This is a genomic window from Arthrobacter sp. 2RAF6 (genome assembly GCF_052115205.1).
Classification (GTDB): Bacteria; Actinomycetota; Actinomycetes; order Actinomycetales; family Micrococcaceae; genus Arthrobacter.
Genome location: NZ_JBFRGF010000023.1, coordinates 59,245 through 81,134, shown reverse-complemented (window position 1 = coordinate 81,134; position 21,890 = coordinate 59,245). Strand labels below are relative to the sequence as shown.

The following is a 21,890-nucleotide window of genomic DNA, read 5'->3' as shown; positions in this document are numbered from 1 at the left end:
CTACAACTCGGCCACCAGGCCAAGGCCGACGGACGGTGGCGCATCTACGTCTTCGCGGATACAAGCAAGGCCGGGACTGAACAAGGGGGAACGTCGCCCGTCGTCGACTTTGCCGAGTGGATCGCGAACTCGCCGGACTCGCCGCTGGCCGCAACGCCGTCGGGCGCCGACCGGGACGCATGGTTCGACGTGAAGGTGATCTACCAGCAGGAGCACACGAACGTGGACATCGGGGCCGTGCCGGAGGCATTCAAACCGCAGGTCGGACCCTTCAAGCTCACGGACCTCGAGAAGGTCTACGCCACGGACCCGGCGGCGGACATCTTCGAGCTGCGCGGCCTGGACCGCGGCGGCGTCGTCGTCGTGGCGCGGCCCGACCAATACGTCGCGAACGTCCTGCCGCTGACCGCGACGGCGGAACTCGCCGCGTTCTTCGCGCCCCTCCTTCGATCGGGACGGACCGCGGGAGTGTGAGCCGTTGGGGAGGGTGACGTGCCGGAGCTGCGGAAGGGTTCATTCTGTCGGTGGCCCGTCGTAGGGTACCGGCATGGACATCATCATGGTTCCCGGATTCTGGTTGGACGCTTCTTCGTGGTCTGAGGTCACGCCGCCGCTCGTTGCTGCGGGGCATACGGTCCACCCGCTCACACTGCCTGGGCTGGAGGCCGTTGACGCCCCGAGGTCCGGCATCGGCCTCAGGGATCACATCGACGCAGTAGTGGCGGCCGTCGATGCCGTTGGCAATCCCGTTGTACTGGTCGGCCACTCCGGTGGAGGTGCCATCATCCACGGCGCCGTCGACGCCCGCCCGGACCGCGTGGTCCGGGCGGTTTACGTGGACAGCGGCCCGCTCGGAGAGGGCGGCGTCATCAACGACGAACTGCCTGTTGAGGGTGATGCCGTGCCCTTGCCACCGTGGGAGCTTTTCGAAAATGAGGACCTCGTGGACCTCAATGACGAGCTGCGGGCTGCCTTCCGCGCACGCGCCATCCCGGAACCAAAGAACGTGACCACAGACAAACAGCGCTTGCACGATGTTCGCCGCTACGACGTCCCGGCCACCATCATTGCGTGCGAATTCCCGTCCAGCCTGCTCGGCGAATGGATCGAATCGGGCCATCCCTTCGTGGCCGAACTCGCGCGCATCAACGACGTCGAATTCATGGATCTGCCCACCGGACACTGGCCCCAGTTCACCAAGCCGATTGAACTCGGGAAAGCCATCCTTTCGGCGGTTGAGCGGACGGGTTAGGGCTGGCTACACCGAAGCCACTGACGTCGATAGCCCGTAATGGGCAGTCCGGTCCCATGTGACTGACGCAGCCTGGATAGCGGCGCCTACGATGCCAGCCTCGTTCCTCAGCTTCGCGGGAGCGACGGGGGTCCTCAGATTGAGGTGAGGCAGGTATTCGTCGGCTCTTTGGGAGATGCCTCCGCCCACAATGATGAGTTCGGGCGAGAACATGAACTCAAGTTCAGAAAGGTAACGTTGCAAGCGGACGCTGTATTCTTGCCAGCCCAATCCGTCACGTTCACGGGCGACGGCGGATGCCCTGGTTTCAGCGTCGTGACCATCGATGGATATGTGACCGAGCTCGACATTGGGCACGACGTTTCCGTCGAAAATCAGGGCTGATCCGATCCCGGTGCCCAGGGTAATGACCAAAACCGTGCCGTGCGTTCCCTTGCCGGCACCATAGCGGGCTTCCGCGAGTCCTGCGGCGTCGGCGTCGTTCAGGACGGTGACTCTCCGCCGAATCCGATCGGAGAAATGAGTGCCGATGTCGAAATCGATGAAGGTCCTGTCCATGTTTGCCGCTGATCGGGACGTGCCGTGCTGGACGATGCCCGGAAAGGTTACGCCCACGGTTGAATCACGTCCTTCTTCGCTTCCTGCGGTGAGTTCGTCCACGAGCTGCCGAACAACATCGCCGACGGATTCTGGATCAGCCGGTTGGGGCGTGGCTAGACGAACGCAGCTCCCCAGGATCTCGCCCTTTTCGAGGTTGACGATCCCGCCCTTGACGCCGGTGCCACCGATGTCAACGCCGATGAAATGGCTGGCACCTGTCATGTTTATAGGCATATTGTTCCGATTCTTTGATCTGTTTAGGGGCGGCAGCTTGTTATCGCTGCTGCCGCTAATGGTCCTTAAGGCCTGCTGTGGCAGCGATCGACCTTGCAGGGGTCACGTTCAATGACGGGCTCGAGGATTTCATCGATCTCCTTCAGGAGTGCGTCCTCCGGCGTCAGCCCGGCGGCCTTCGCGTTTTCCTTGATCTGCTCCGGTTTGGATGCACCGATGATGGCGGTGGATACGTTCGGGTTTTGAAGCACCCATGCCAGGGCGAGGGTGCCTAGCGGAATTCCTGCGCCTGCTGCCAGGGGCGAAGGCGCTGGACCCTGGTGAGAACGTCATCGCCCAGCCACCTAGCCATTGTGTCTTTGCCTCCGTTTTGGTCGGTGGCGCGGGAATTGGAAGGCGCGGGAGAGGCCGCGATCGTTCTTTCCCTGGCCCGCGGGGAAATACACCTTGGTGAAGATCTCCACGCTTTCGCGCCGGACCCCGGAAAGCGCCAGACCGAGGACTTCCTTCGAGTTGGGTGTCCGGGGGCAGATCCCGCCGAGTGTCAGCCCTTCCGCATTGAGGAACCCTCAAGATTCCCCAACGCGGAAGAGCTGACCGTGGGGTCCTGTTAGGCGGTCGGGGTGAAAATGTCCTTCATCTCGTCCCAGGCTTCCGCCCTCACGAAGACAGGAACGCGGTTCTGTGGCGCGGATACCTCAACCGTTCGCTGGCCGGCATATGTTTCTCCCGACCAAGCATCGACCCAGTCGCCGCCGGGAAGGTAGGCCGTCCAGCTGCGGACTCCCTCGTCGGTGACGGGAGCGACAAGAAGGTCTTCACCGAGCATCCATTGCAAGGGGTGCTTCCATACCTCTTCGTCTTTGCTGTGGTCGAAGTACAGCGGGCGCATGAGGGGGGCGCCGGTGTCGATAGCCCTGCGGGCTTGCTCAGCCAGGTAGGGAATGAGGCGTTCGCGCAGTTCGACGAGTTCACGGATGACCGGGATGACAGTTTCATCCCCGGTTCTTTCCTGGATGTTCCACGGAGTGCGATCCCTCGATGGCTTCCGGTGGTGGTTGAACTCGGAGTGATACTGCATGATGGGCACGAAGACTGCCGCGGCGGCTGACCGCAGGTAAAGTTCCGCGCTCGGCACATCGCCAGAGAAGCCGGCGAAGTCCCAGCCCCAGTACAAGACTCCACATGCTGACGCGGAGAGTCCGGCAAACAGGGACCAACGGAATGCATCCCATGTGGAATTCTCGTCCCCGGCCCAGAATGCTCCGTGTGCCTGGGAACCGGTGAACCCGGCGCGGCTGAACGTGACGGGAGCCTTTCCTGCAGATTCAAGAAGGTCACCATAGGCCTTGGCGTATGCGACCGGGAAGAGGTTGTTTCCCTCGTCTCCGCGCATTCCGTTCAAATACTGGAGTTCTTCGCCCCAGGCGTGTTCCCCGCCGTCGGTCTTGAACCCGTCGATGCCGATTTCCTCGACGAGATAGCGGCGCTTCGCCGTCCACCATCGGGCGGCCTCCGGGTCGGTCAGGTCCGGCATCAGGCTGAGCGGGAACCACCATCCTCGGTTTCGATAAGGACGCAGGCTGCCGTCCGGGGCCTCCTCCCGGATGAGCCGCCCTTCACGAACCGCAACTTCAGCGTCGAAACGGGCTTGGCCATGTGGGTGCGGCCGCATTTTGATAAGAGGAATCTGCCACAGAACCACCCGGATGTCCTGGGCGTGAAGGTCATCGACCATGGCCTTCGGATCCGGCCAGGCACCTTGATCCGGGAAGGTGAAGTCGCTGAGGCGGTGCGGTGAACCGTCGGGATTCGGCTCGTATTCTGCGTCGCGGAATGCCGTGAAAGTAGCCTCGTCGCTCCAGGCTTCGATGACGACGGACCCAACAGGAATGCCTGTTTCCCTATGTAGATCCATCTGTCGCATGACTTCAGCCTGGGTATTCCACTCGTTACCGCTGGCCCAGAGCTTGAACACCCAATCGGGCAACTCCTTAGCACTGCCGGCGACGGACAGGAAGGACTTCAGGACCGCCGTGGGCGTTCCTTCGAAGAACCTCAGGTTCAGAAGAGCGTCCCCGTTCAGGGATTCTGGGCCAACTTCGGCTTCGATGACGAAGCGGTGCTCGTCGGAGGCACCGATGTCGTACCAGGTACGTCGGGAGGTTTCAACGTGGAATCCCCAGCCGTCCCCGCCGACTACGTGGGCGAAGGGCATCGGCAGGTAGGTCTTCCGGTTCGCTCCTTGGCTCTTGTACTGCTCGAAGACGACCGCGTCCAGCTTGGTCCCGCGGTGATCGAGGGCATCAAAGCGTTCTCCAAAGCCGGTGACACGTTCGTTAGAGGCCAGGGGGAGAGCGAAACGAACACGCAAGGGCCGGAACCCATCGTGTAAGACCTCGACGGAGTCGGAGATGACACGGTCTGGTCCAAAGATGTTTAGTGCTTGGCTAGCGGGAGTCCACGTGGCGGCGCTGTAGCTGAACCACCGCGTCTTTTCCGTCCCGCCGTTCAGGGTCCGGGCAGTGAAGCGGTACTTGTATGTTGTCCGTGCCTCCGGTGGCGCAAGGGTTATCTGCCATCCGCTGGCAGAGCGGGCGAGTTTGGCTTGGGCGGATGCGAGGTGGCCGCCGTCGATGACCTGTCCGCGGGATGCTGCCGGTACCCGCGCGAGGGTTTCGGTCGTTTTCGTGACGGTGCCGTCGCTGCCAGTGGCTTCAAGCTCGCAGATCACGTCGGTCAGTTCCGGCGAGGTTCGTACGCCGAGGATGACGGGCTCCCCGGCGACGGGATGGGACGGGCTGCGCTGATCGGTGTCGGCGACGTAGGGGTGGCCGGAGCCGAATGGTTTGTGGCGGATCATTTAGCGTTCTCTTTCGCTGCTGGAGCCGGAGTCGGCTCGGCGGTGTCGTACGGGACGCCGAGGGCGATGGCGAGGCGGATGAACATGGCGTGGCTCCACAACAGCGGGTTTGCCGAGGAACCCCAGCGCTCGTTCCAAGGTTGAAGGTAATCGGGATCAAGAAGGTGATAGTCAACCTGCTCTGGAAGTTCGGCGTTCGGGCCGGCGGTCGACGCGGCCCATTCCAGGAGCTCGTGGGCTCTGGTTGTGTTTCCGGACGCGGCCTGGGCCAGGCCGAGGAAGCAACTAAGCAAAGGCCATTGGCCGCCGCCGTAGTAGGTATCAGCAAGATACCGGTGAACTCCGTTGTCGACGGTGAGCCGCTCCTCGATGACCGCGATGCTCCCTGCGCTCAAGGGACTGTGCGGGGGCAGGAAGTTCATCGGTGCTATCAGGGAGAGGAGACTGGCGTCTACCGTGTCTGTTCCCAGCCATTTCGTCAGATGGATGTCCTTGACACCTTCATCTTGGACTCGTTGGCGGATCTGGTCCGCGATCGAGGTGGCCCGTTCTGAGAGTGAATCCTCGATCAGCCCGGTTTGGGCGATGCTGGCCAATCCGGAAGCGATGCAGCCCAGGGTGCTCACGTGCACGTGTTGGGCCGACTCTTCCCACCAGTCATAGCAGGGCCGTTCCCAGGAGACCGAAAGGTAGTCGATTGTGAGGGCAATGGCCTCAGCCCAGCGTTCCAGCGGCCGGTCATGGCGGGCGCTGTGCTCAGCCAAGGCCCAAAGCCAGGTGCCGTATCCGTCGAGCTGGAAATCCCACCAGTCATCGCTTCCTTCGGCCCCGTCGAGAGTGAAACGCGTGGGAAGCATCTGATCACCGGCCACCGGCCTGCCGGCCAGGCTTTCAGCCACGATACGGCGGATCCTTTCCGCACGGGAAGTCAAGGCTATCGAGCACCAGTCGAAGAACCGTTCGGCGGATTCGATGTGCCCGGCCGCGGACATGGCGTCAGCGATGTACGAGCCGTCGCGGAACCAGCAGTATCCGGCGTAGGCGGAAAACGAGGGGCTTGCCGGGTAGGCGCCCCCAGGGGTCTGCTGTTCCAAGATGAGCCGGATTCCGGCCTCGACTATCGAACGGACAGCGGGATCTCCGTCGCGCGTTACCGTTGAACCTTGCATTGATTTGTCGATCATTGGCTTCTCTTTCAGATGGTGGGCGGGTCGCGGTGCCGGCAGCTCACGGTGTTCCCGCGGCCCGCTCACCGGCTTTGTTCGGACTGTGCCCGGTCTATTTCAGCAGAGCGTTGATTTGGTCCGCGGCGCCCTTCAGGGCATCGGCCGCGCTGGAGCGCTTCGCTTCGACTTCGCCAAGAGCGTTGGTGATGATGTCGACCATTTTTTGCTGGTTATCGCCGATGACCGGCGGGAGGGCGACGTGGTCAAGGGCGTCGAAGATGGCCTGGCGGTTTGCCGGCTTGTCCTTTGCGAGATACGGCTTCAGGACGGAGTCATCGGAGGTGGCGGGAAGTTCCCATCCTGCGCTGATGCGGGTCTGTGCCATGACGTCTGAGCTGGTCATGTATTCGGCCCATTTCTGGGCTGCGGCCTTGTTCTTGGAGTTGGCGGATACTCCAATGGCGTTTGAGAACTCCGCACTTGCCTTCTGTGTGTCCCCGGGTTCAACTGCGATGTCCCAGTTCTTGGGTGAATCGGCGAAACTGCTGGCCACCCAGATGCCGCTGTGGAGCATGCCAAGTTTGCCGTCTTTGAACAGTTTCGTGTCGAAGTCCGGGGTTCCGGCGCCCTGGGCGGGGGTGGGCATTGTCGTTCCGCTCTTGCCCGCCAGCCATTCGGCGGCTTTGATCCCCTGGGGCGAGTTGAAGGCGACCGATTTGCCGTCGTCGTTGAGGAATTTGCCACCGGTTTGGGCCAGTGCTTTGTAGAACTCGTAGAAGCTCACGTTCTGGAAGTCTCCATAGACACCCGCGGCGCTGTCCGTGATCTTCTTTGCAGCAGCCGTTTCATCAGCCCAGGTCCAGCTGGCTGTCGGGTAGGCGACCTTGGCGGCGTCGAAGAGTGCCTTGTTGTAGTAGAGGACGACGTCGGAGAAGGAACTGGGCAGCGCGTACTGCTTGCCGTCTGACTGGTAGGACTGCAGCAAGGACTGCTTGTACTTGGAACCGTCAACTCCGTCGAGGGGGGCGACCGCCCCGTTGGCCACATAAGAACGAAGGTTCGCATATTCAATGTCGAAAGTATCGGCTTGTGTCCCAGCGGCCAGGTCTGTCTGGAGCGCCGTTGCGTAGTCCTTGTAGGGCAAGGTGGTGACCTGGACGGTGATGTTCGGGTTGGCCTTCTCGAAGGCCTGAACGATGGTGTCCAGATTCTTCTCGTTGCCTCCGTTCGAGATGAAGTTTGAGTATTTGATGGTTACTTTTTCAGTGCTTGAAACATTTGAACTTGCTGCCGATCCACAGCCTGACATGGCCAGGGTTGCGGCCAGGGCGAGGCCCAGAGCGGCCAGGGGCTTCTTTTTCATGTGTATCTCCATTGATAAAGGGGGAAGCAGGGCGGCCTATTTGAGTCCGGTTCCCGCAACCCCTTGGATGATGTACTTCTGGGTGAAGATATAGAGGGCAAGCATTGGAAGGACGCTGACCACAGATCCGGCCATGACGATGTCCCACTGGGTTGTGTACTGGCCTTGGAGTCCTGCCAGCGCCACGGGAAGGGTTTTCATTGCGGGGGTGCGCAGGATAATCAGCGGCCACAGGAAGCTGTTCCAGCTGTTCAGGAACGCGAACACGGTCAGCGTCGCCAGCGCCGGACGGACCAAGGGCAGAACGATGAGCCCGAAGATACGGAAGTGGCCGGCCCCATCCAATGTCGCGGCCTGGTCCAGGTCCAGCGGCACAGAATTCATTGCCTGCCGTAGGAGGAACACGCCGAAGGCGCTGGCGATCCCCGGCAACAGTACGCCGAGATAGGTATCGATAAGGCCCAGACTTTTCATTTCCACAAACAACGGGACGACGAGGACCTGCATCGGGATCATCATGGTGGCCAGATACACGGCGAACACAGCGTTGCGCCCTTTGAAGGGCATCCGGGAAAAGACATAGGCGGCCAGCGAGCTGGTGACGAGCTGGAACACCGTGGTGAGGATGGCAAGGATCAGGCTGTTAAGGACGATCTGGGCAAACGGGAGCCGCTGGAGCAACTCAGCGTACGCGGACAGTGAGGGATTCTCCGGGATAAGTTGCGGTGTCGCGGACAGGCCTGCGCCGGGGCTGATGGACGTTACGAATGCCCAAAGAAAGGGGAAGACCATCATGAGGGCGCCAACGAGGACGAGGATGTTCAGGGTGATCGAGGGACGCTGCTTACGCATAGTGCACCCATTTCTTTTGACCGCGCACCTGAATCAAAGTGATGACCAGGATGAAAAGGAACAGTAGCCATGACAGGGCCGAGGCCTCGCCGGCCCTGCCGTAACGGAACGTGAGGTCGTAAATCTGCTGGACCACTACCTGGGAAGAGTTGTTAGGGCCGCCTCCGGTCATGGCATAGACCTGGTCAAAGACCTGGAATCCGTTGATCAGCGACAACACAATGACAAAGAAGGTTGAGGGGGAAAGCATGGGAAGCGTAATGCTGAACAGCCGCCTCCACGGGCCGGCGCCGTCGACGGTTGCGGCCTCATACAAGTCCTCCGGAATGGCTTGGAGACCGGCGAGCAGAATCACCATGACAAAGCCAAGGTCCTTCCACGCGGAAGCTACGATGATCGAAGGCATGGACCATGTCGGATCTGTCCACCACCCCGGCCCTGTCACGCCGATGAGTCCAAGCAGCCAGTTGACGATTCCTGTGCTGGGATTCAGTAGCCAACGCCAGACAAGTGCAACGACGATCCAGCTGGTCACGACTGGGAGGAAGTAAAGGCCGCGCATCATGCTGCGTCCCTTGATACGGGAATTGAGGGCAAGCGCTATGGCCAATCCGCCGATGTACACAAGCGGCAGGTATCCGACGATGTAGTAGATGGTGTGCAGGAAGGCGCCCTGCGTGCCGGGGTCGCTGATGAGGTTGCCGTAGTTCCCGAGGCCCACCCACTTCATCGGGCCGACTAGATTCCATTGGTTCAGGCTGATCCAGAACGCGGAAAACATGGGAATGATGGTGAAGAACAACAGCGGCAACGCGCTCGGAATAAGGAAAACGGCGACAGTCAGCCCGTATTTGAGGCGAGTTCCGGTTGCTTTACGCCGAGTTCCGGGTCCTCGGTAGCGCTTCGTTGTTGCCACGGGTCCGGGGCTTCCGGACCTCGAATCTTGTAGGGCGGTCACAATCCTCCTACCTCCGCGGGTACATGGGTAAGCCGGGCACGAACCCGTCTCCCCTGCTCTCCTGAACTTTCTTCGCTGTAGAAGGGCGCAGACGCCACGAGCGCAGCAGCTCCGCGCGCCCAGGCCTCGTCGTCCCAGGACTCGACGATCACGGGTATGCTCCGGCGGTCTGCCGTCAGGGCACCCCGGAAAGACCGTTCGAATCCTGCCGCCCAGTGGCGCCATCCTCGGGTTCCTTCACCGCTGACGATCACAATCTCCGGATCCAGGATCTGCACGAGACCGGCGACGATTCGACCCAGGGGCTGACCTGCTCCCCGGAAGATATCTTGGGCGAGGGGGTCACCCTCGTTTGCCCGCTCTTGCAAATCTGCCATGGTGTCTGATGACGAAATGATTCCGGATTCCCGCGCATGCGCGACGAGTGTCCTTTCCCCAATCAGGGCCTCAATGCATCCGTGGTTACCGCAGGTGCAAAGAGGTCCATCCGCAACCGCGGCTATGTGACCAACTTCGCCGGCACCGCCCCTGCTGCCGCGCACGACCGCACCACCGGTGACAAATCCCGCGCCGACGCCTTCGCCGATCGTCACAACCAGAAACTCGGCATGCTCGCGGCCCGAGCCATAGAGCCGTTCGGCTACTGCGAGGGCGTTGACATTGTTCTCCACCAGGACCGGAACATGAAGTTCCCGGCTCAGAACCGCCCCAAGCGGTACCTGCCGCCACCCCAGAAGGCTTGAATCAACAACACCACTACCCTGCGCATCCACCGATCCGGGAACACCGACACCTATTCCCAGAAGAGGGGTGACGCGGTCTTCGCCAACAAATGAATGAACGAGCGAGACGACGTCGGAAAGCGATGTGATCGACGAAGCGTCGTATGTCCTATTGCCGGACCGGACTACATGCCCGCTAAGTTCCGTTTCAACGAAGGCAACATGATCCTTCGAGATTTTCATACCCACCACGCGCCCTGCAGCGGTGGCCAGGCCCAGCATCCGTGCAGGCCGACCGCCACTGGAGGGGGACATTGACAGCTCCCTCACGAGGCCATCCGCGATGAGCTCTTTGACGAGCTGGGTCATAAGAGCCGGGGAGACTCCAAGCGCCCTTGCCAAGTCAGCCCGGGACGCACCTCCGGAGGTACCTAGAAATGCCAGGATCGCAGACCGCGTAACGTCAGCGTTGCCGCTCGGCCGAACCATTGTATTCTCCTTTATTTATGACTAAATGAAGATTAGAACTATGACGTGCCTCACGTCAAGGGGTCGCTTAGGCTCAAAAACTGCACCCCGGCCCGAGCAGAAAATTCCTCTTGCGGAGTAAGCCGCACTCCCCTACCGTTTGTTCGACGACTTAATTTAGTTACTTCAGAAAGGGGGCGTGCGCTGTGAGAATCGACCGGGCGGGCAATAAAGGGCTGATCAGGGAGATCAACGAGGCCCTCGTGCTCGCCGAGCTGCGTGGCGAGTCGCTCCATTCCCGCGCGGACATCGCCCGGAGCACCGGACTCAGCGGCCCGACGGTCACTGCCATCACGTCACGGCTCATAGACCGAGGCCTCGTCGAAGAGCGCGCCACCGGCGCATCGGCTGGAGGGCGTCCACCAGTGCTCCTTGGCCTGCGTCAACACGCAGGCTACGTCGTCGGCATCAAACTGACCGAGAACCGGGCCATCGGCGTCCTGACGGACCTGGACGCCAACGTCGTGGCCCGAGCCGAGGCCGCCCTGGCGTTCCCAACGCCCGGCGCAGTAGTGGCAGGCATCGTCCGTGCAGTCGAGGCGCTTACTCCCGCCGGCCATGGCCGGATCCTCGGCGTTGGCCTGGGCATGGGCGGGGTGATCGACCGGGATGAGGGAAGTGTGCGCCACGCCACATACTTCGATTGGCACAACGAACCGCTCGCCAAACGGCTCTCAGAGGCGATAGGGTTGCCGGTTCTCATCGACAACGACGTCAACGCCTTGGTGGCGAGCGAGCAGAGCTGGGGGGCCGGGCGGGGCGTGAAGAACTTCGCCGTTGTGACCATCGGACGCGGCGTCGGCATGGGCATGGTGCTCGACGGGCGCCTGTTCCGGGGTGGTCGCGGAGGTGCCGGTGAGCTCGGCCATATGAAGGTGGTGCCCGGAGGCCCGGAATGCGAGTGCGGTGGCCGCGGCTGCCTGGAGGCCGTGATCGGCGAGCCGGCCCTCCTGGGATCTCTCGCGGGTGAGCTGGGACGACGTGTCTCGGTCGACGAGGCAGGCACGATGGCCCGGGACGGAGACCAGCGTGCAGCACGGGTCTTCGCAGAGGCCGGCCAGCATCTGGGCCGAGCTGTCGGCAACGTCGTGAACATCCTGAACCCCGACCGGCTCCTCCTGGCCGGCGAAGGCACGCATAATCTCGACCTCATCATGCCCGCGTTCCGCCGCGCGCTCAACGAGACCGTCTTCGACGGACTGCAGGACGGACTCTCGATCCACGCCGAGGCCTGGGACGACGAGGCCTGGGCACGCGGAGCCGCAAGCCTCCTGCTCAACGAGCTGTTCGAACCCAACCTCCGCTTGAACAGCGACGAGCCGACCCTCATCGGCCGTTCCGCTGGGTGAGCTTCACTCTCAAAAGAAAGCAGGGCAATGATGTCCGTTTCCGTCACGCCGACATATCCCGCCGCACAGCCGTCCTCGGCATCCTGGGCGCGGTGCCCTTGGCCCTGCTACCGGCGGTCTTCGGTGCAGAATCGGCCAAAGCTGACACCCTCAGCGGCGTCTTCCACGGGCCCACCGGCTACGACCAGCTATACAGCACCACGCCGACCGAACGCGGTCCGCGCGACCCGATGTCCACTCAGACCGTCCAGCTGCATTCGACCACATGGCCGATCTCTCCCGGACAGACATGCTGGGTCTCCTGGACGAAGAACGGAGTCACCCAGACTGACGTTGGCTGCTCCTTCGACTACAACAGTGGCAACAACAGTTATTGGAAGGTCAACCTCGGCTCCTTCGCGAGGGGCGACCAGATCACTTACACCATCCACGCCAACGTCGACGGCGCAGGCGCGATCACCAGCGGCCCGTTCAGCTTCGCCGTCACCGACTGGTCAGGCACGGGCAACGTCAGCGGCTACACCGACAACGGCACTTCGGTCGATGTCACAGTGAGCGACACCTCCGGCAGCTTCTCCCCCAAGATCCGCTACACCTTCCCTGCACCAGACCGCTTCCACGTCCAGATCGCACCCCACGGCACCGGCCTGAATATCACAGGCGCCACGGGCTACACCGCCACCGACACAGGCACCACGCTGCAGCTGGCCACCAGTGCGCTGAAGGTGAAGATCCAGAAGAGCCCCTACCGCGTTTCCGTCTACAAGGCCGACGGCATCACGCTCATTGCCCAACAGTACGACCCGGCCATATTCCGGAACACCGGATGGGCCAGCGACGGCGCCACCACAGTCACCAAGATCGAGGACCATTGGCTGACCCCCGCCGGAGAACGGTTCGAGGGCTTCGGCGAACGATACGACTACCTGGACCAGCGCGGCCACGACGTCGACAACTACGTCTATAACCAATACCAGGACCAGGGCCCCACCCACCGCACCTACATGTCGGTGCCGTTCTTCACCAACTCCGCAGGCTACGGAGTGTACGTCCCCAGCACGCGCTACTCACTCTTCAACGTGTGCACCTATCTCTCCGACATGGTCGGCTTCACCGTCGACACCGGCGGCGCGCTCGACTCCACCGTCGACTACCACTTCCTCACGGGCACCCAGGGAAACATCCTGGATGCCTACACCTCTCTCACCGGACGCCCATGGCTGCCCCCGAAATGGGCGTTCGGCCTGTGGATGTCCGCCAACGAGTGGAACACCCAGACCGAGGTCACGAACGAGCTCGCCAACGTCACCAGCAACAACATCCCGCACAGTGTCCTGGTCCTGGAGCAGTGGAGCGACGAAGCCACCTTCTACGTCTGGCACGGTGCGCGCTACACCGCCAAGCCTGGCAGTAGCGCCCTGGCCTACACCGACCTCACCTTCCCGTCCGGCGGCGAGTGGAGCGACCCCAAGGCCGTGGTCTCCGCCGCCCACGCCCAGAACATCAAAGTCGTCCTGTGGCAGATCCCCGTACTCAAGCAGGACTTCAGCACCAACCCCGCCACCGCGCCCCAGCAGCACCTCAACGACCAGAGCTACGCGACCGCCCAGGGCTACCTGATCGGAGACGGGGCCGGTGGACAATACCGGATCCCCACCGGGGAATGGTTCGGCGACAGCACCATGCCGGACTTCACCAACGCCGCGGCGACCGCTTGGTGGATGAGCAAGCGCGCCTACCTCTTCGACGACGTCGGCATCGACGGGATGAAGACCGACGGCGGCGAGATGGTCTTCGGCCGCAACGCGTCTTTCTCCGACGGCCGCAAGGGCGACGAGATGCACAACGGGTACACCATCGCTTACACAGGCGCCTACGGCACCTACGTCCAGACCAAGAAAAACGGAGACGGGGTCCTGTTCAGCCGCGGCGGAACCGCGGGTGCACAGGCACACTCCATCTACTGGGCCGGCGACCAGGCCTCGACGTTCTCGGCCTTCCAGCAGGCCCTGCGCGCAGGCCTGAGCGGCGGGGAGTCCGGCATTCCTTTCTGGGCGTGGGACATGGCCGGCTTCACCGGGACCTTCCCCAGCAGCGAGCTCTACCTCCGGGCCGCCGCCCAACAGACCTACTCCCCGATGATGCAGTACCACTCCGAGAAGTCCGATCCCAGCCCCTCAGAGGCCCGGACCCCCTGGAACGTCCAGGCGCGCACGGGCGACACAACGGTGATCCCCACGTTCCGCAAGTTCGCCAACACGCGGATGAACCTGATCCCCTATATCTACACCGAGGCCAAGAACGCCTCCCTGACCGGATTGCCCCTGCTGCAAACCATGCGGCTGGCCTTTCCCGGCGACGCCTCGGCAGCGCCCCTGGACATGCAGTACATGTTCGGCCGCCAGCTGCTCGTCGCCCCGATCACCACCCAAGGGGCGACCTCGGTGACGCTCTACCTCCCCGGCGGGGAATGGTACGACGTCATCAACGGCGGCAAGGCCTCCGGTCCCGGCAACAAGACCTACATCGCCGACACCTCCACTATCCCGGTCTATGCCCGCGATGGCGCCATCATCCCGCTGAACCTCAACTCCAACTACGAATACGGCGGAAGCATCGGCAACGACGTCTACAACTACACGAACCTCGTCTTCCGGATCTACCCCGCAGGATCCACCTCTGCCGACTACTTCGACGACGCCTCCGGCACCGTCAAGCAAATCACCAGCGCCGAGGACTGGAGCAGCCACCAGGTCACCGCGACCGTGCCACCGCTCCCCACCGCCGCAACCCTCCAGGTCAACACGACCATCCCCAGCACGATCACAGTTGACGGAATCGCCTTGACCGCCTACAGCACGCTCAGCGGCCTCACCGCCGCGGCAACCGGCTGGTACTGGGATCCCGTCCAGCAGTTCACGCTCATCAAAATCGCCTCCGGAACCACCACCCGCACTGTCATCCTCTCCGGGGTCAACAAGAGCGCATACGAAGCCGAATTTGCCGCGGCCACGGGGACGACCACCAACACCAACCACGCCGGATTCACCGGCACCGGCTTCGTCGACGGCTTCACCGCCGCCGGTTCCTCCCTCACATTCGACATCAGCGCCAACGCCACCGGCACCCACCAACTCACCTTCCGCTACGCCAACGCCACAGGCGGGCCAGCCACCCGGACCATCTACGTCGATGGAACCTCCATCGGAACCCTCACGCTGCCCAACCTGGCCAACTGGGACACATGGGGCACCGCAACCATCGGCACCGCGCTCACCTCGGGACGGCACTCGGTGCAGATCTCCTACGACGCGGCCAACACAGCCGCCATCAACCTCGACAACCTCACGGTGGGCAGGCCATGACCGCCCCACGCCAAGACCGCGGCCGAGACCGCCTCAGCGGGATCCTCGTCGGAGTGCTCCTGCTGCTCGCCTCAACCGCCGGGGCAACCTTTGTGACCGCCGTCCCGGCCCACGCGGCAGGGATCCAGCGCGTCCAGTTCACCGGAGCCGGCGACTACCTGGTCGCGGAATTCCTCAGCGACGACCTGGTCCATTTCGAGATGGGCACCGGATCTGGGCCCGGCGCCGGAGTGGCCATCCCCACCACCGACCAAGTCGCCTCGACCAGCTACGCAGGCCCCACCGCCTTCACCCAGACCGCCTCGACCGCCAGCACCGCGCACATCCAGGTCAGTGTCAACACCACGACCATGTGCGCCGACGTCACGGACACGACCCGGACGCCGGCCCTGCTGCTGCACACAGTCTGCCCACGGAACCTGACGGCGGCGTGGAAGGGGCTGTCCTTCACCAAGTCCGCTATGCAGAACGCCTACGGCCTCGGCGAAGAATTCTTCGCCGGCGGCAACGCCGACGGAGACAGGGCCGGAGTCGACCGCACCTCCCCCGGCGCTTACGGCAACACCATGAACTACGACGTCGACAACGGCCCAGTCGGCAACACCCAGATCCCCGTCCTCTTCGCCGTCGGTGCCAACAACGCCAACTACGGGCTCTTCGTCGACCAGGTCTACAAGCAGGACTGGAACCTCACCGCAGACCCCTGGACCATGGACACCTATGGCGACCAACTGCGCTGGTACGTCATGGCCGGCCCCAGCCTGCCCGAGCTGCGGAAGAGCTACATGAACCTCACCGGCCACCCGCCGGTACCGCCGCAGAAAGCCTTCGGGCTCTGGAACTCCGAATACGGGTACAACAACTGGACCGAGATCGACAACGCCCTGGCGGGACTGCGCGCCGACAAGTTCCCCGTCGACGGATTCATGCTCGACCTGCAATGGTTCGGCGGAGTCACCGCGGGCTCCGACAACACCAAGATGGGCACCCTCCAGTTCGACCCGACCAACTTCCCCAACGCCGCGTCCAAGATCGCCGACTACCGCGACACCCAGGGCATCGGCCTGATGACCATCGAAGAGTCATACATCGGCAAGGGACTCCCCGAGTACACCAACCTGGCCAATCAAGGCTTCTTGGCCCGCGCCGGCTGCTCCACCTGCGCCCCTGTCTACCTCACCGCCAACGACTGGTGGGGCCGCGGAAGCATGATCGACAGGACCCAGCCGGCCGCCGGCGCCTACTGGGCCGCGACCAAGGAACAGCCCCTGGTCAACATGGGCATCCTCGGCCACTGGCTCGATCTCGGCGAGCCCGAGATGTACGACTCCAACGACTGGACCGCCGGTCTGCTGCCCGGCAAGAACGCCCACGCCGATTACCACAACCTGTATGCCCTGGAATGGGCCAACAGTGTCGCCAAAGGGTACACCGCCGCTTCTTCAACCCAGCGGCCGTTCCTGCTCTCCCGTTCCGGAGCCGCCGGTATCCAGCGCGACGGCGCAGCGATGTGGTCCGGTGACATCGCCACCCGCATGACCGCTCTCGCAGATCAAACCAACGTCCAGATGGAGATGTCGATGTCGGGCATCGACTACTTCGGCTCCGATATCGGCGGCTTCCACCGTGACGAGGCCATCGCCGGGTCCGACATTAATGAGATCTACACCCAATGGTTCGCGAATTCTGCATGGTTCGACGTCCCGATCCGCCCCCACACTGACAACACCTGCAACTGCCAGCAGACAGCCCCCGACAAGATCGGCGACGTCCCCAGCAACCTGGCCAACCTCCGCCAGCGCTACGAGCTCACTCCCTACTACTACTCCGTGGCGCATAACGCCTACAGCACCGGAGACCCCCTCGCCCCGCCGCTGGTGTACTACTACCAGAACGACCCCAACGTCCGCACCATGGGCAGCGAGAAGATGATCGGTCCGAACATGCTGGTCGGAGTTGTCGCTGCATCGGGCGAACGGCAGAGGAACATGTACCTGCCCGCCGGCACATGGTACGACTACCACACGAACAAGAAGTACGTCAGCACCGGCCAGTGGGTTAACAACCTGCCCGAGTGGACCAACGGAGTCTTACAGCTCCCCGCGTTCGCCAAGGCCGGGGCGATCCTGCCCAAGATGTACGTCGACGACAAAACCATGAACGTCACCGGCGCCCGTACCGACGCCACCAACCGCAACGAGCTCGTCGCCCAGGTCTACCCCGACACCAACGCCTCCAACTTCACGCTCACCGAAGACGACGGCAAGTCGGTCAACTACCAGACCGGGGCGCAACGCCTCACCGGTATCACCCAACAACTGTCGGGGTCCACCGAAACCGTGAACATCGCCGCATCATCCGGCACCTACGCCGGAGCGCCGGACAGCCGCCAGAACGTTGTCCAGCTCGTCACCGACGAAACCCAGGCCTCCGCCGTAACGCTGAACGGAATGCCGCTGACCCAGTACGCAAACAAGGCAGCCTTCGATGCCGCCGCCAGCGGCTGGTACAACGCCGGAGGGAACCTCGTCGTCGCCAAATCCGACAGCGCCTCGGTCGGGACCGCGAAGTCGTTCCAATTCACCCTCGGCCAGACCCCGGTATCAGCCAGCTTCACCTGCACCAATGGCACCACCGCCAGTGGGCAGTCGGTATACGTCGTTGGCAACGTCCCCGGGTTGGGGAACTGGTCACCGGCCAGCGCCGTCAAGCTCGACCCCACCGCCTAACCCACCTGGACCGGAACGATCAGCGACCTCCCGCCGAACACCGCCCTCGAATGGAAATGCATCAAGCGCCAGGAAGCCAACTTCCCCGCCTCCGCCGACGCCTGGCAGCCAGGCTCCAACTCGACCTTCACGACCCCATCCTCAGGGTCTGCCGGCACGACGTCGGGAGGGTTCTAATGCCCGGGGACCGGAATGGTCCCTGAGGCCGCGGCGACCCGGCATGCACGACCCTGAGGCAATGAGCGCGCACCAACAGTAGAAGACGGACGAGGCCAGAGGGCCGCTCCTGCGGTGAGCGGAGCGGCCCTAGCTGCTCGTTGAGGGCTTACGGTAGCTGTCCACAGTGACCTCCAGTGCGTGGTCCCACGGTGTTGCCGTGACACCCAGCATCTTCTGTGTCTCCGTGGATTCGATCACGAAGGGCATCGTGAATTGGTAGCTTGAAGCCGAGACCTCGCGCATCATGGGAATAACTGCGCCGAGGGCCCTGAGCAACCATCGCGGGATCGAAGCGACCCGGCCATTCACGCCCCACCGCTCGTTCACCTGCCGCACGATTTCCGAGCGGGGGACGGATGCGCTCGGCACATGCCAGGCACGCCCCCATTCGCCCGTATGGTCGGCAGCTGCGATCAGTGTCGCGGCGATATCGGGAAGGAAGCTCCAACTGTGCTCTAGTGCCGGGTTCCCAACGACGCGCGCCGTTTTGGAGGCCAAGAGTGGTTCGAAAAAGCCCCCGCCGAGGTGTGTCGACATCCCCGTAGCCCCAGGACCGAAGTAGTCGCTGGCCCGAACCTCAACGGCCCGGATTTCACCGCGTTCGTGCGCGGCGAGCACTTTCTCCCAACCCGCTTTGCGTACCAGGCCCTTTTTCTCGGTGGTGGCGAGCTGTGAGTGCTCGGTCATAGGACCGGCCGGCGGTCCGTACGCATAGAGGTTACCCATGAGCACAAGCGCGGCCCCGGAGTCGCGGGCGGCAGTGATCACGGCGTCGAAGATCGGTGGCCAGTCGGCTACCCAGTTGGTGTACGGCGGGTTTGTGCACACAAAGATCGTGTCGGCTCCGCGCGCAGCCTGCGTGACGGCGGCAGGGTTGCTGGCATCCAGCTTCACTGGAGTCGTGCCGGGGACCGTAGTGCCGCTGCGGGTCCCAAGCGTGACTTGGTCGCCACGGGCGGTGAGTTGCCTCGCGAGCGTCCCGCCAATGGGTCCCGCGCCGAGGATGAGTTGGCTTGCCACGATGGTTATCTCCTGAGCTGTCCGCCATGCGTTGCTGGTGACGTCGCATACCTCAACACGACGGAACCCATCACCCTTGACAAGATCCGGGCGTGGAATGAATGATACGAGCCTCACCAGCTTTGTCCTTTCCGGTGGACAATAGCTGAATTTGTGTCCGACATTGTCGAAAGAGTCTGTTGACAGTATTCGTGTGGGCGTGTTTTTCAGTCGGGTTGCTTGGGTTGCTCCTGAACTGGATGAGTGTGATCGGAACGCTGATCGTGCCACGTCCGCTGCACAGCAACCTTTCACGGGTGACCCATGTGGTCACTGCGAAAATCTTCTTTGCCATCACAAAACCCGTCACCTCGTACGAAGCGCGTGATCGGATCCTTGCCTGGCAGTCTCCGATGGCGCTCTTCGTCCGCCTGCTGGTTTGGGTGATCGTGTTCGACTTGTCGTTCAGCCTCCTGCTCCTTCCCTTCGTCGATGGTGACTATTGGCAAGCCGCAAGCGAGGCCGGCTCCGCGATGTTCACGCTTGGCTACGCTGCGCCATCGAATGTCGGCAATACGGTGTTGGTTTACGTCGCCGCGTATACCGGGTTGATTGTCATCGCTTTGCAGATCGGTTACTTGCCGACCCTCTATGCGGCCTTCAACAGGCGGGAGGCCGAGGTAACGCTTCTGGTATCGCGGGCAGGTTCACCCTCATGGGGACCGGAGCTTCTGGTGCGGACACGGTTTGGCATGGCCGCTCAAACCAGCACCAGCGAACTCAGCGAGCTTTACCAAAGGTGGGAGCGATGGGCCGCGGATGTCGCCGAATCACACAGCACCTACCTCACCTTGGTGTGGTTCCGTTCACCCTCGCCGCAATCGAACTGGCTCAACTCCCTCCTCAGCGTCATGGACGCTGCCGCGTTGCAGCTTTCCTTGAGTCCGGGGTCTGCCCCGAACACCCGGGCGCGGCTGGTCCTTCGGATGGGTTTCACCTGCCTGAATCAGGTGGCGAGGGCTATTCGTATCCCGGTCGAGGAAGACCCTGATCCCGATTCCGAACTCGACGTGAACTTCGAAGACTTTCAAGCGGCCGTTGAGCTCATGCGGACCGTCGACTACCCGGTTGAGGTGACGGCGGAACAAGCGTGGCCCCACTTCAGGGGCTGGAGAGTCAACTACGAGAAGGTCGCATACGCCCTTGCCTACGCGATCGACGCCCCGCCCTCAATGTGGAGCGGCCCGCGACGCTTCGCGTCCGAACCGGTCATGCCGCACCGGCCGAAGAACCGCACTTCCAAGGACGTCAAGCCAGACGACCCGCAAATGATGGCCCGGAGGAAGACACAGTGATATCAAAGTGCAAGGATGGCGCAAGAAATGACCCTTGACCCATATCGAAGAGGAGAAGCATCATGCCCATGATCGACGTGTACGCCACGACAGGGACTTTTGCCGACAAACACCAGCTCGCCGTTGATCTGGCATCGACCGTGATGCGGGTGGAGCAGGTGCCGAATATCCCGATGTTCCGCAAGAACACGGCGGCATTCATCCATGAACTCCCCGAGGGGGATCTGTCGAATGTCGACGGCGACAGCAACTACGTGCGCGTCCAGGTGCTCACGAACGCGGGCGCCCTGAACCGTGACAAGCAGCTCGATTTGGTCGAACAGCTCACCGCGCTCGTCGCGACCGCGGCCGCGGATCCGACACTGCCCGATCGGACCTGGGTCCTGCTTACGGAAGCACCCGACGGCGGCTGGGGCCTCAACGGCCACGCCAACACTAATGAGGAGCTCATCGCAGCCGCGCGTGCACAGATTGCCTCCCTCCAAGGGCAGGCCCCGCAGGCCTGACTTCGCGCAGCAACCGGGAAAGCGGGGGCGCCAAGCGCCCCTGGCGTGAACTTGGCTACTCGGCAAACACTTGCTTGGCGACCGCCATGGCGGACATCGCCTTCGGCCGGCCCGCGTAGAACGCCAGGTGCGTAATCGCTTCGCTCAATTCAGCCTCGCTGAGTCCGTTGGCCTTCGCGAGACTCCTTGTTAGTGATTCGTTCAGGGGGAAGGGTCCACCTTCAGGGTCCGCTATTACCTGGTTCCCGATGAACTCCAGGGTCCCGGATCAGAGCGGGGGATATCTTCTGAGGCCCACCACTCCGCCCGCGACAATCAGGGTTCCGCCGAAGGCCACAAGGATTCCAGCCACTGAGACGGTTGGAGCGATGGGATGGTCGCTCTGGGCAGGCGAGCCGGGGTCGATCCGAGCGGCAGCCGCAGCCGAGGCTGAATTTTGCGTAGAGGGGCTCGGACTGGAAACGATCGGCGACGGCACTGCAGCGGTGGTTGTGCCGGGTGGCGCCACCTGGGCGGGCGCCGGTTCGGCGGTCACCGCCGGCGAGGGCGTCGGAGCGCCACCCGGAGGAACCGCGACGCCGGGATCGGGCTGGGGTTGCGGTTGTACCGGTGGGCTAGCCGTGGCGGACGGGCTTGCTTTGCCCGACGGCCGGGGAGACGGGGAGCTGCCGGGAGAGCACATGCCAACCACACCCAGAAGGCCTTGAGAATCGCAGGGGGCGGCCCCTGCAGTCCCCGCTGGCGCAAGTGCGATCAGGCACAACGCGAAAGGGAGCGCGACGAGGGCAGCTGGAACCTTCCGGCGAGTCATGGCTTCGACTCTACCTACT

Annotated in this window: 16 protein-coding genes and 2 pseudogenes; 7 read left to right on the top strand and 11 right to left on the bottom strand. The window is 62.8% G+C overall.

Annotated elements, in window-relative coordinates:
* Both AB4Z38_RS16410 and AB4Z38_RS16405 read left to right on the top strand, forming a co-directional pair.
* Positions 1 to 474 (top strand): annotated as a pseudogene (locus AB4Z38_RS16410) (3-hydroxybenzoate 4-monooxygenase); the annotation flags it as partial.
* A 73-nt stretch (positions 475 to 547) separates the two neighbouring features.
* Positions 548 to 1,252 carry an alpha/beta fold hydrolase gene (locus AB4Z38_RS16405; protein WP_441430689.1) on the top strand — a complete coding sequence of 235 codons (705 nt, stop codon included), beginning with the start codon at positions 548 to 550 and terminating at the stop codon, positions 1,250 to 1,252.
* A gap of 6 nt (positions 1,253 to 1,258) precedes the next feature.
* On the opposite strand, the gene ppgK is transcribed toward AB4Z38_RS16405, so the two are convergent.
* From ppgK to AB4Z38_RS16365, 8 genes are all read right to left on the bottom strand, one after another.
* On the bottom strand, positions 1,259 to 2,086 hold the full coding sequence (ppgK, locus tag AB4Z38_RS16400) for a polyphosphate--glucose phosphotransferase (protein ID WP_441430688.1): 828 nt from the start codon (positions 2,084 to 2,086) through the stop codon (positions 1,259 to 1,261).
* Positions 2,087 to 2,151: 65 nt separating this feature from the next.
* The gene (locus AB4Z38_RS16395; protein ID WP_441430693.1) at positions 2,152 to 2,385 is read right to left on the bottom strand and encodes an aldo/keto reductase; all 234 of its coding nucleotides are present in this window, start codon (positions 2,383 to 2,385) and stop codon (positions 2,152 to 2,154) included.
* 311 nt (positions 2,386 to 2,696) lie between these two features.
* Positions 2,697 to 4,949: a glycoside hydrolase family 31 protein gene (locus AB4Z38_RS16390; protein ID WP_441430687.1), complete on the bottom strand. Its 2,253-nt coding sequence runs from the start codon at positions 4,947 to 4,949 to the stop codon at positions 2,697 to 2,699.
* Complete coding sequence (locus AB4Z38_RS16385; protein WP_441430686.1) at positions 4,946 to 6,133, bottom strand: glycoside hydrolase family 15 protein; 1,188 nt, start codon at positions 6,131 to 6,133, stop codon at positions 4,946 to 4,948. The genes AB4Z38_RS16390 and AB4Z38_RS16385 overlap by 4 nt, the downstream gene beginning before the upstream one ends.
* A gap of 94 nt (positions 6,134 to 6,227) precedes the next feature.
* A complete protein-coding gene (locus tag AB4Z38_RS16380; protein ID WP_441430685.1) occupies positions 6,228 to 7,478 on the bottom strand; it encodes an ABC transporter substrate-binding protein in 1,251 nt (416 codons plus the stop codon).
* Positions 7,479 to 7,514: 36 nt separating this feature from the next.
* The gene (locus AB4Z38_RS16375; RefSeq protein WP_441430684.1) at positions 7,515 to 8,330 is read right to left on the bottom strand and encodes a carbohydrate ABC transporter permease; all 816 of its coding nucleotides are present in this window, start codon (positions 8,328 to 8,330) and stop codon (positions 7,515 to 7,517) included.
* The gene (locus AB4Z38_RS16370; protein ID WP_441430683.1) at positions 8,323 to 9,288 is read right to left on the bottom strand and encodes a carbohydrate ABC transporter permease; all 966 of its coding nucleotides are present in this window, start codon (positions 9,286 to 9,288) and stop codon (positions 8,323 to 8,325) included. Before AB4Z38_RS16370 ends, AB4Z38_RS16375 begins: the two co-directional genes overlap by 8 nt.
* On the bottom strand, positions 9,285 to 10,499 hold the full coding sequence (locus AB4Z38_RS16365) for an ROK family protein (RefSeq protein ID WP_441430682.1): 1,215 nt from the start codon (positions 10,497 to 10,499) through the stop codon (positions 9,285 to 9,287). The genes AB4Z38_RS16370 and AB4Z38_RS16365 overlap by 4 nt, the downstream gene beginning before the upstream one ends.
* Positions 10,500 to 10,684: 185 nt before the next feature.
* Between AB4Z38_RS16365 and AB4Z38_RS16360 the strand changes: the two genes are divergently transcribed.
* From AB4Z38_RS16360 to AB4Z38_RS16350, 3 genes and pseudogenes are all read left to right on the top strand, one after another.
* Complete coding sequence (locus tag AB4Z38_RS16360; RefSeq protein WP_441430681.1) at positions 10,685 to 11,887, top strand: ROK family protein; 1,203 nt, start codon at positions 10,685 to 10,687, stop codon at positions 11,885 to 11,887.
* Positions 11,884 to 15,252 (top strand): TIM-barrel domain-containing protein, encoded by a 3,369-nt coding sequence (locus AB4Z38_RS16355; protein WP_441430680.1) that lies wholly within the window; start codon positions 11,884 to 11,886, stop codon positions 15,250 to 15,252. Before AB4Z38_RS16360 ends, AB4Z38_RS16355 begins: the two co-directional genes overlap by 4 nt.
* A pseudogene (locus tag AB4Z38_RS16350) lies at positions 15,249 to 18,158 on the top strand (TIM-barrel domain-containing protein). The gene AB4Z38_RS16355 and the pseudogene AB4Z38_RS16350 overlap by 4 nt, the downstream one beginning before the upstream one ends.
* Positions 18,159 to 18,287: 129 nt before the next feature.
* Here AB4Z38_RS16350 and AB4Z38_RS16345 read toward each other — a convergent pair.
* Complete coding sequence (locus AB4Z38_RS16345) at positions 18,288 to 19,337, bottom strand: NAD-dependent epimerase/dehydratase family protein (protein ID WP_441430679.1); 1,050 nt, start codon at positions 19,335 to 19,337, stop codon at positions 18,288 to 18,290.
* Positions 19,338 to 19,399: 62 nt separating this feature from the next.
* Between AB4Z38_RS16345 and AB4Z38_RS16340 the strand changes: the two genes are divergently transcribed.
* Both AB4Z38_RS16340 and AB4Z38_RS16335 read left to right on the top strand, forming a co-directional pair.
* A complete protein-coding gene (locus tag AB4Z38_RS16340; protein WP_441430678.1) occupies positions 19,400 to 20,554 on the top strand; it encodes a hypothetical protein in 1,155 nt (384 codons plus the stop codon).
* 62 nt (positions 20,555 to 20,616) lie between these two features.
* Complete coding sequence (locus AB4Z38_RS16335; protein WP_441430677.1) at positions 20,617 to 21,060, top strand: hypothetical protein; 444 nt, start codon at positions 20,617 to 20,619, stop codon at positions 21,058 to 21,060.
* Between the two features lie 55 nt (positions 21,061 to 21,115).
* Here the strand turns inward: AB4Z38_RS16335 and AB4Z38_RS16330 are convergent, their stop codons facing one another.
* Together AB4Z38_RS16330 and AB4Z38_RS16325 are read right to left on the bottom strand one after the other, a co-directional pair.
* Positions 21,116 to 21,265, bottom strand: coding sequence for a carboxymuconolactone decarboxylase family protein (locus AB4Z38_RS16330; RefSeq protein ID WP_441430692.1), 150 nt, complete (start codon positions 21,263 to 21,265; stop codon positions 21,116 to 21,118).
* 63 nt (positions 21,266 to 21,328) lie between these two features.
* Complete coding sequence (locus AB4Z38_RS16325) at positions 21,329 to 21,871, bottom strand: hypothetical protein (RefSeq protein ID WP_441430676.1); 543 nt, start codon at positions 21,869 to 21,871, stop codon at positions 21,329 to 21,331.
* Positions 21,872 to 21,890 lie beyond the last annotated feature (19 nt).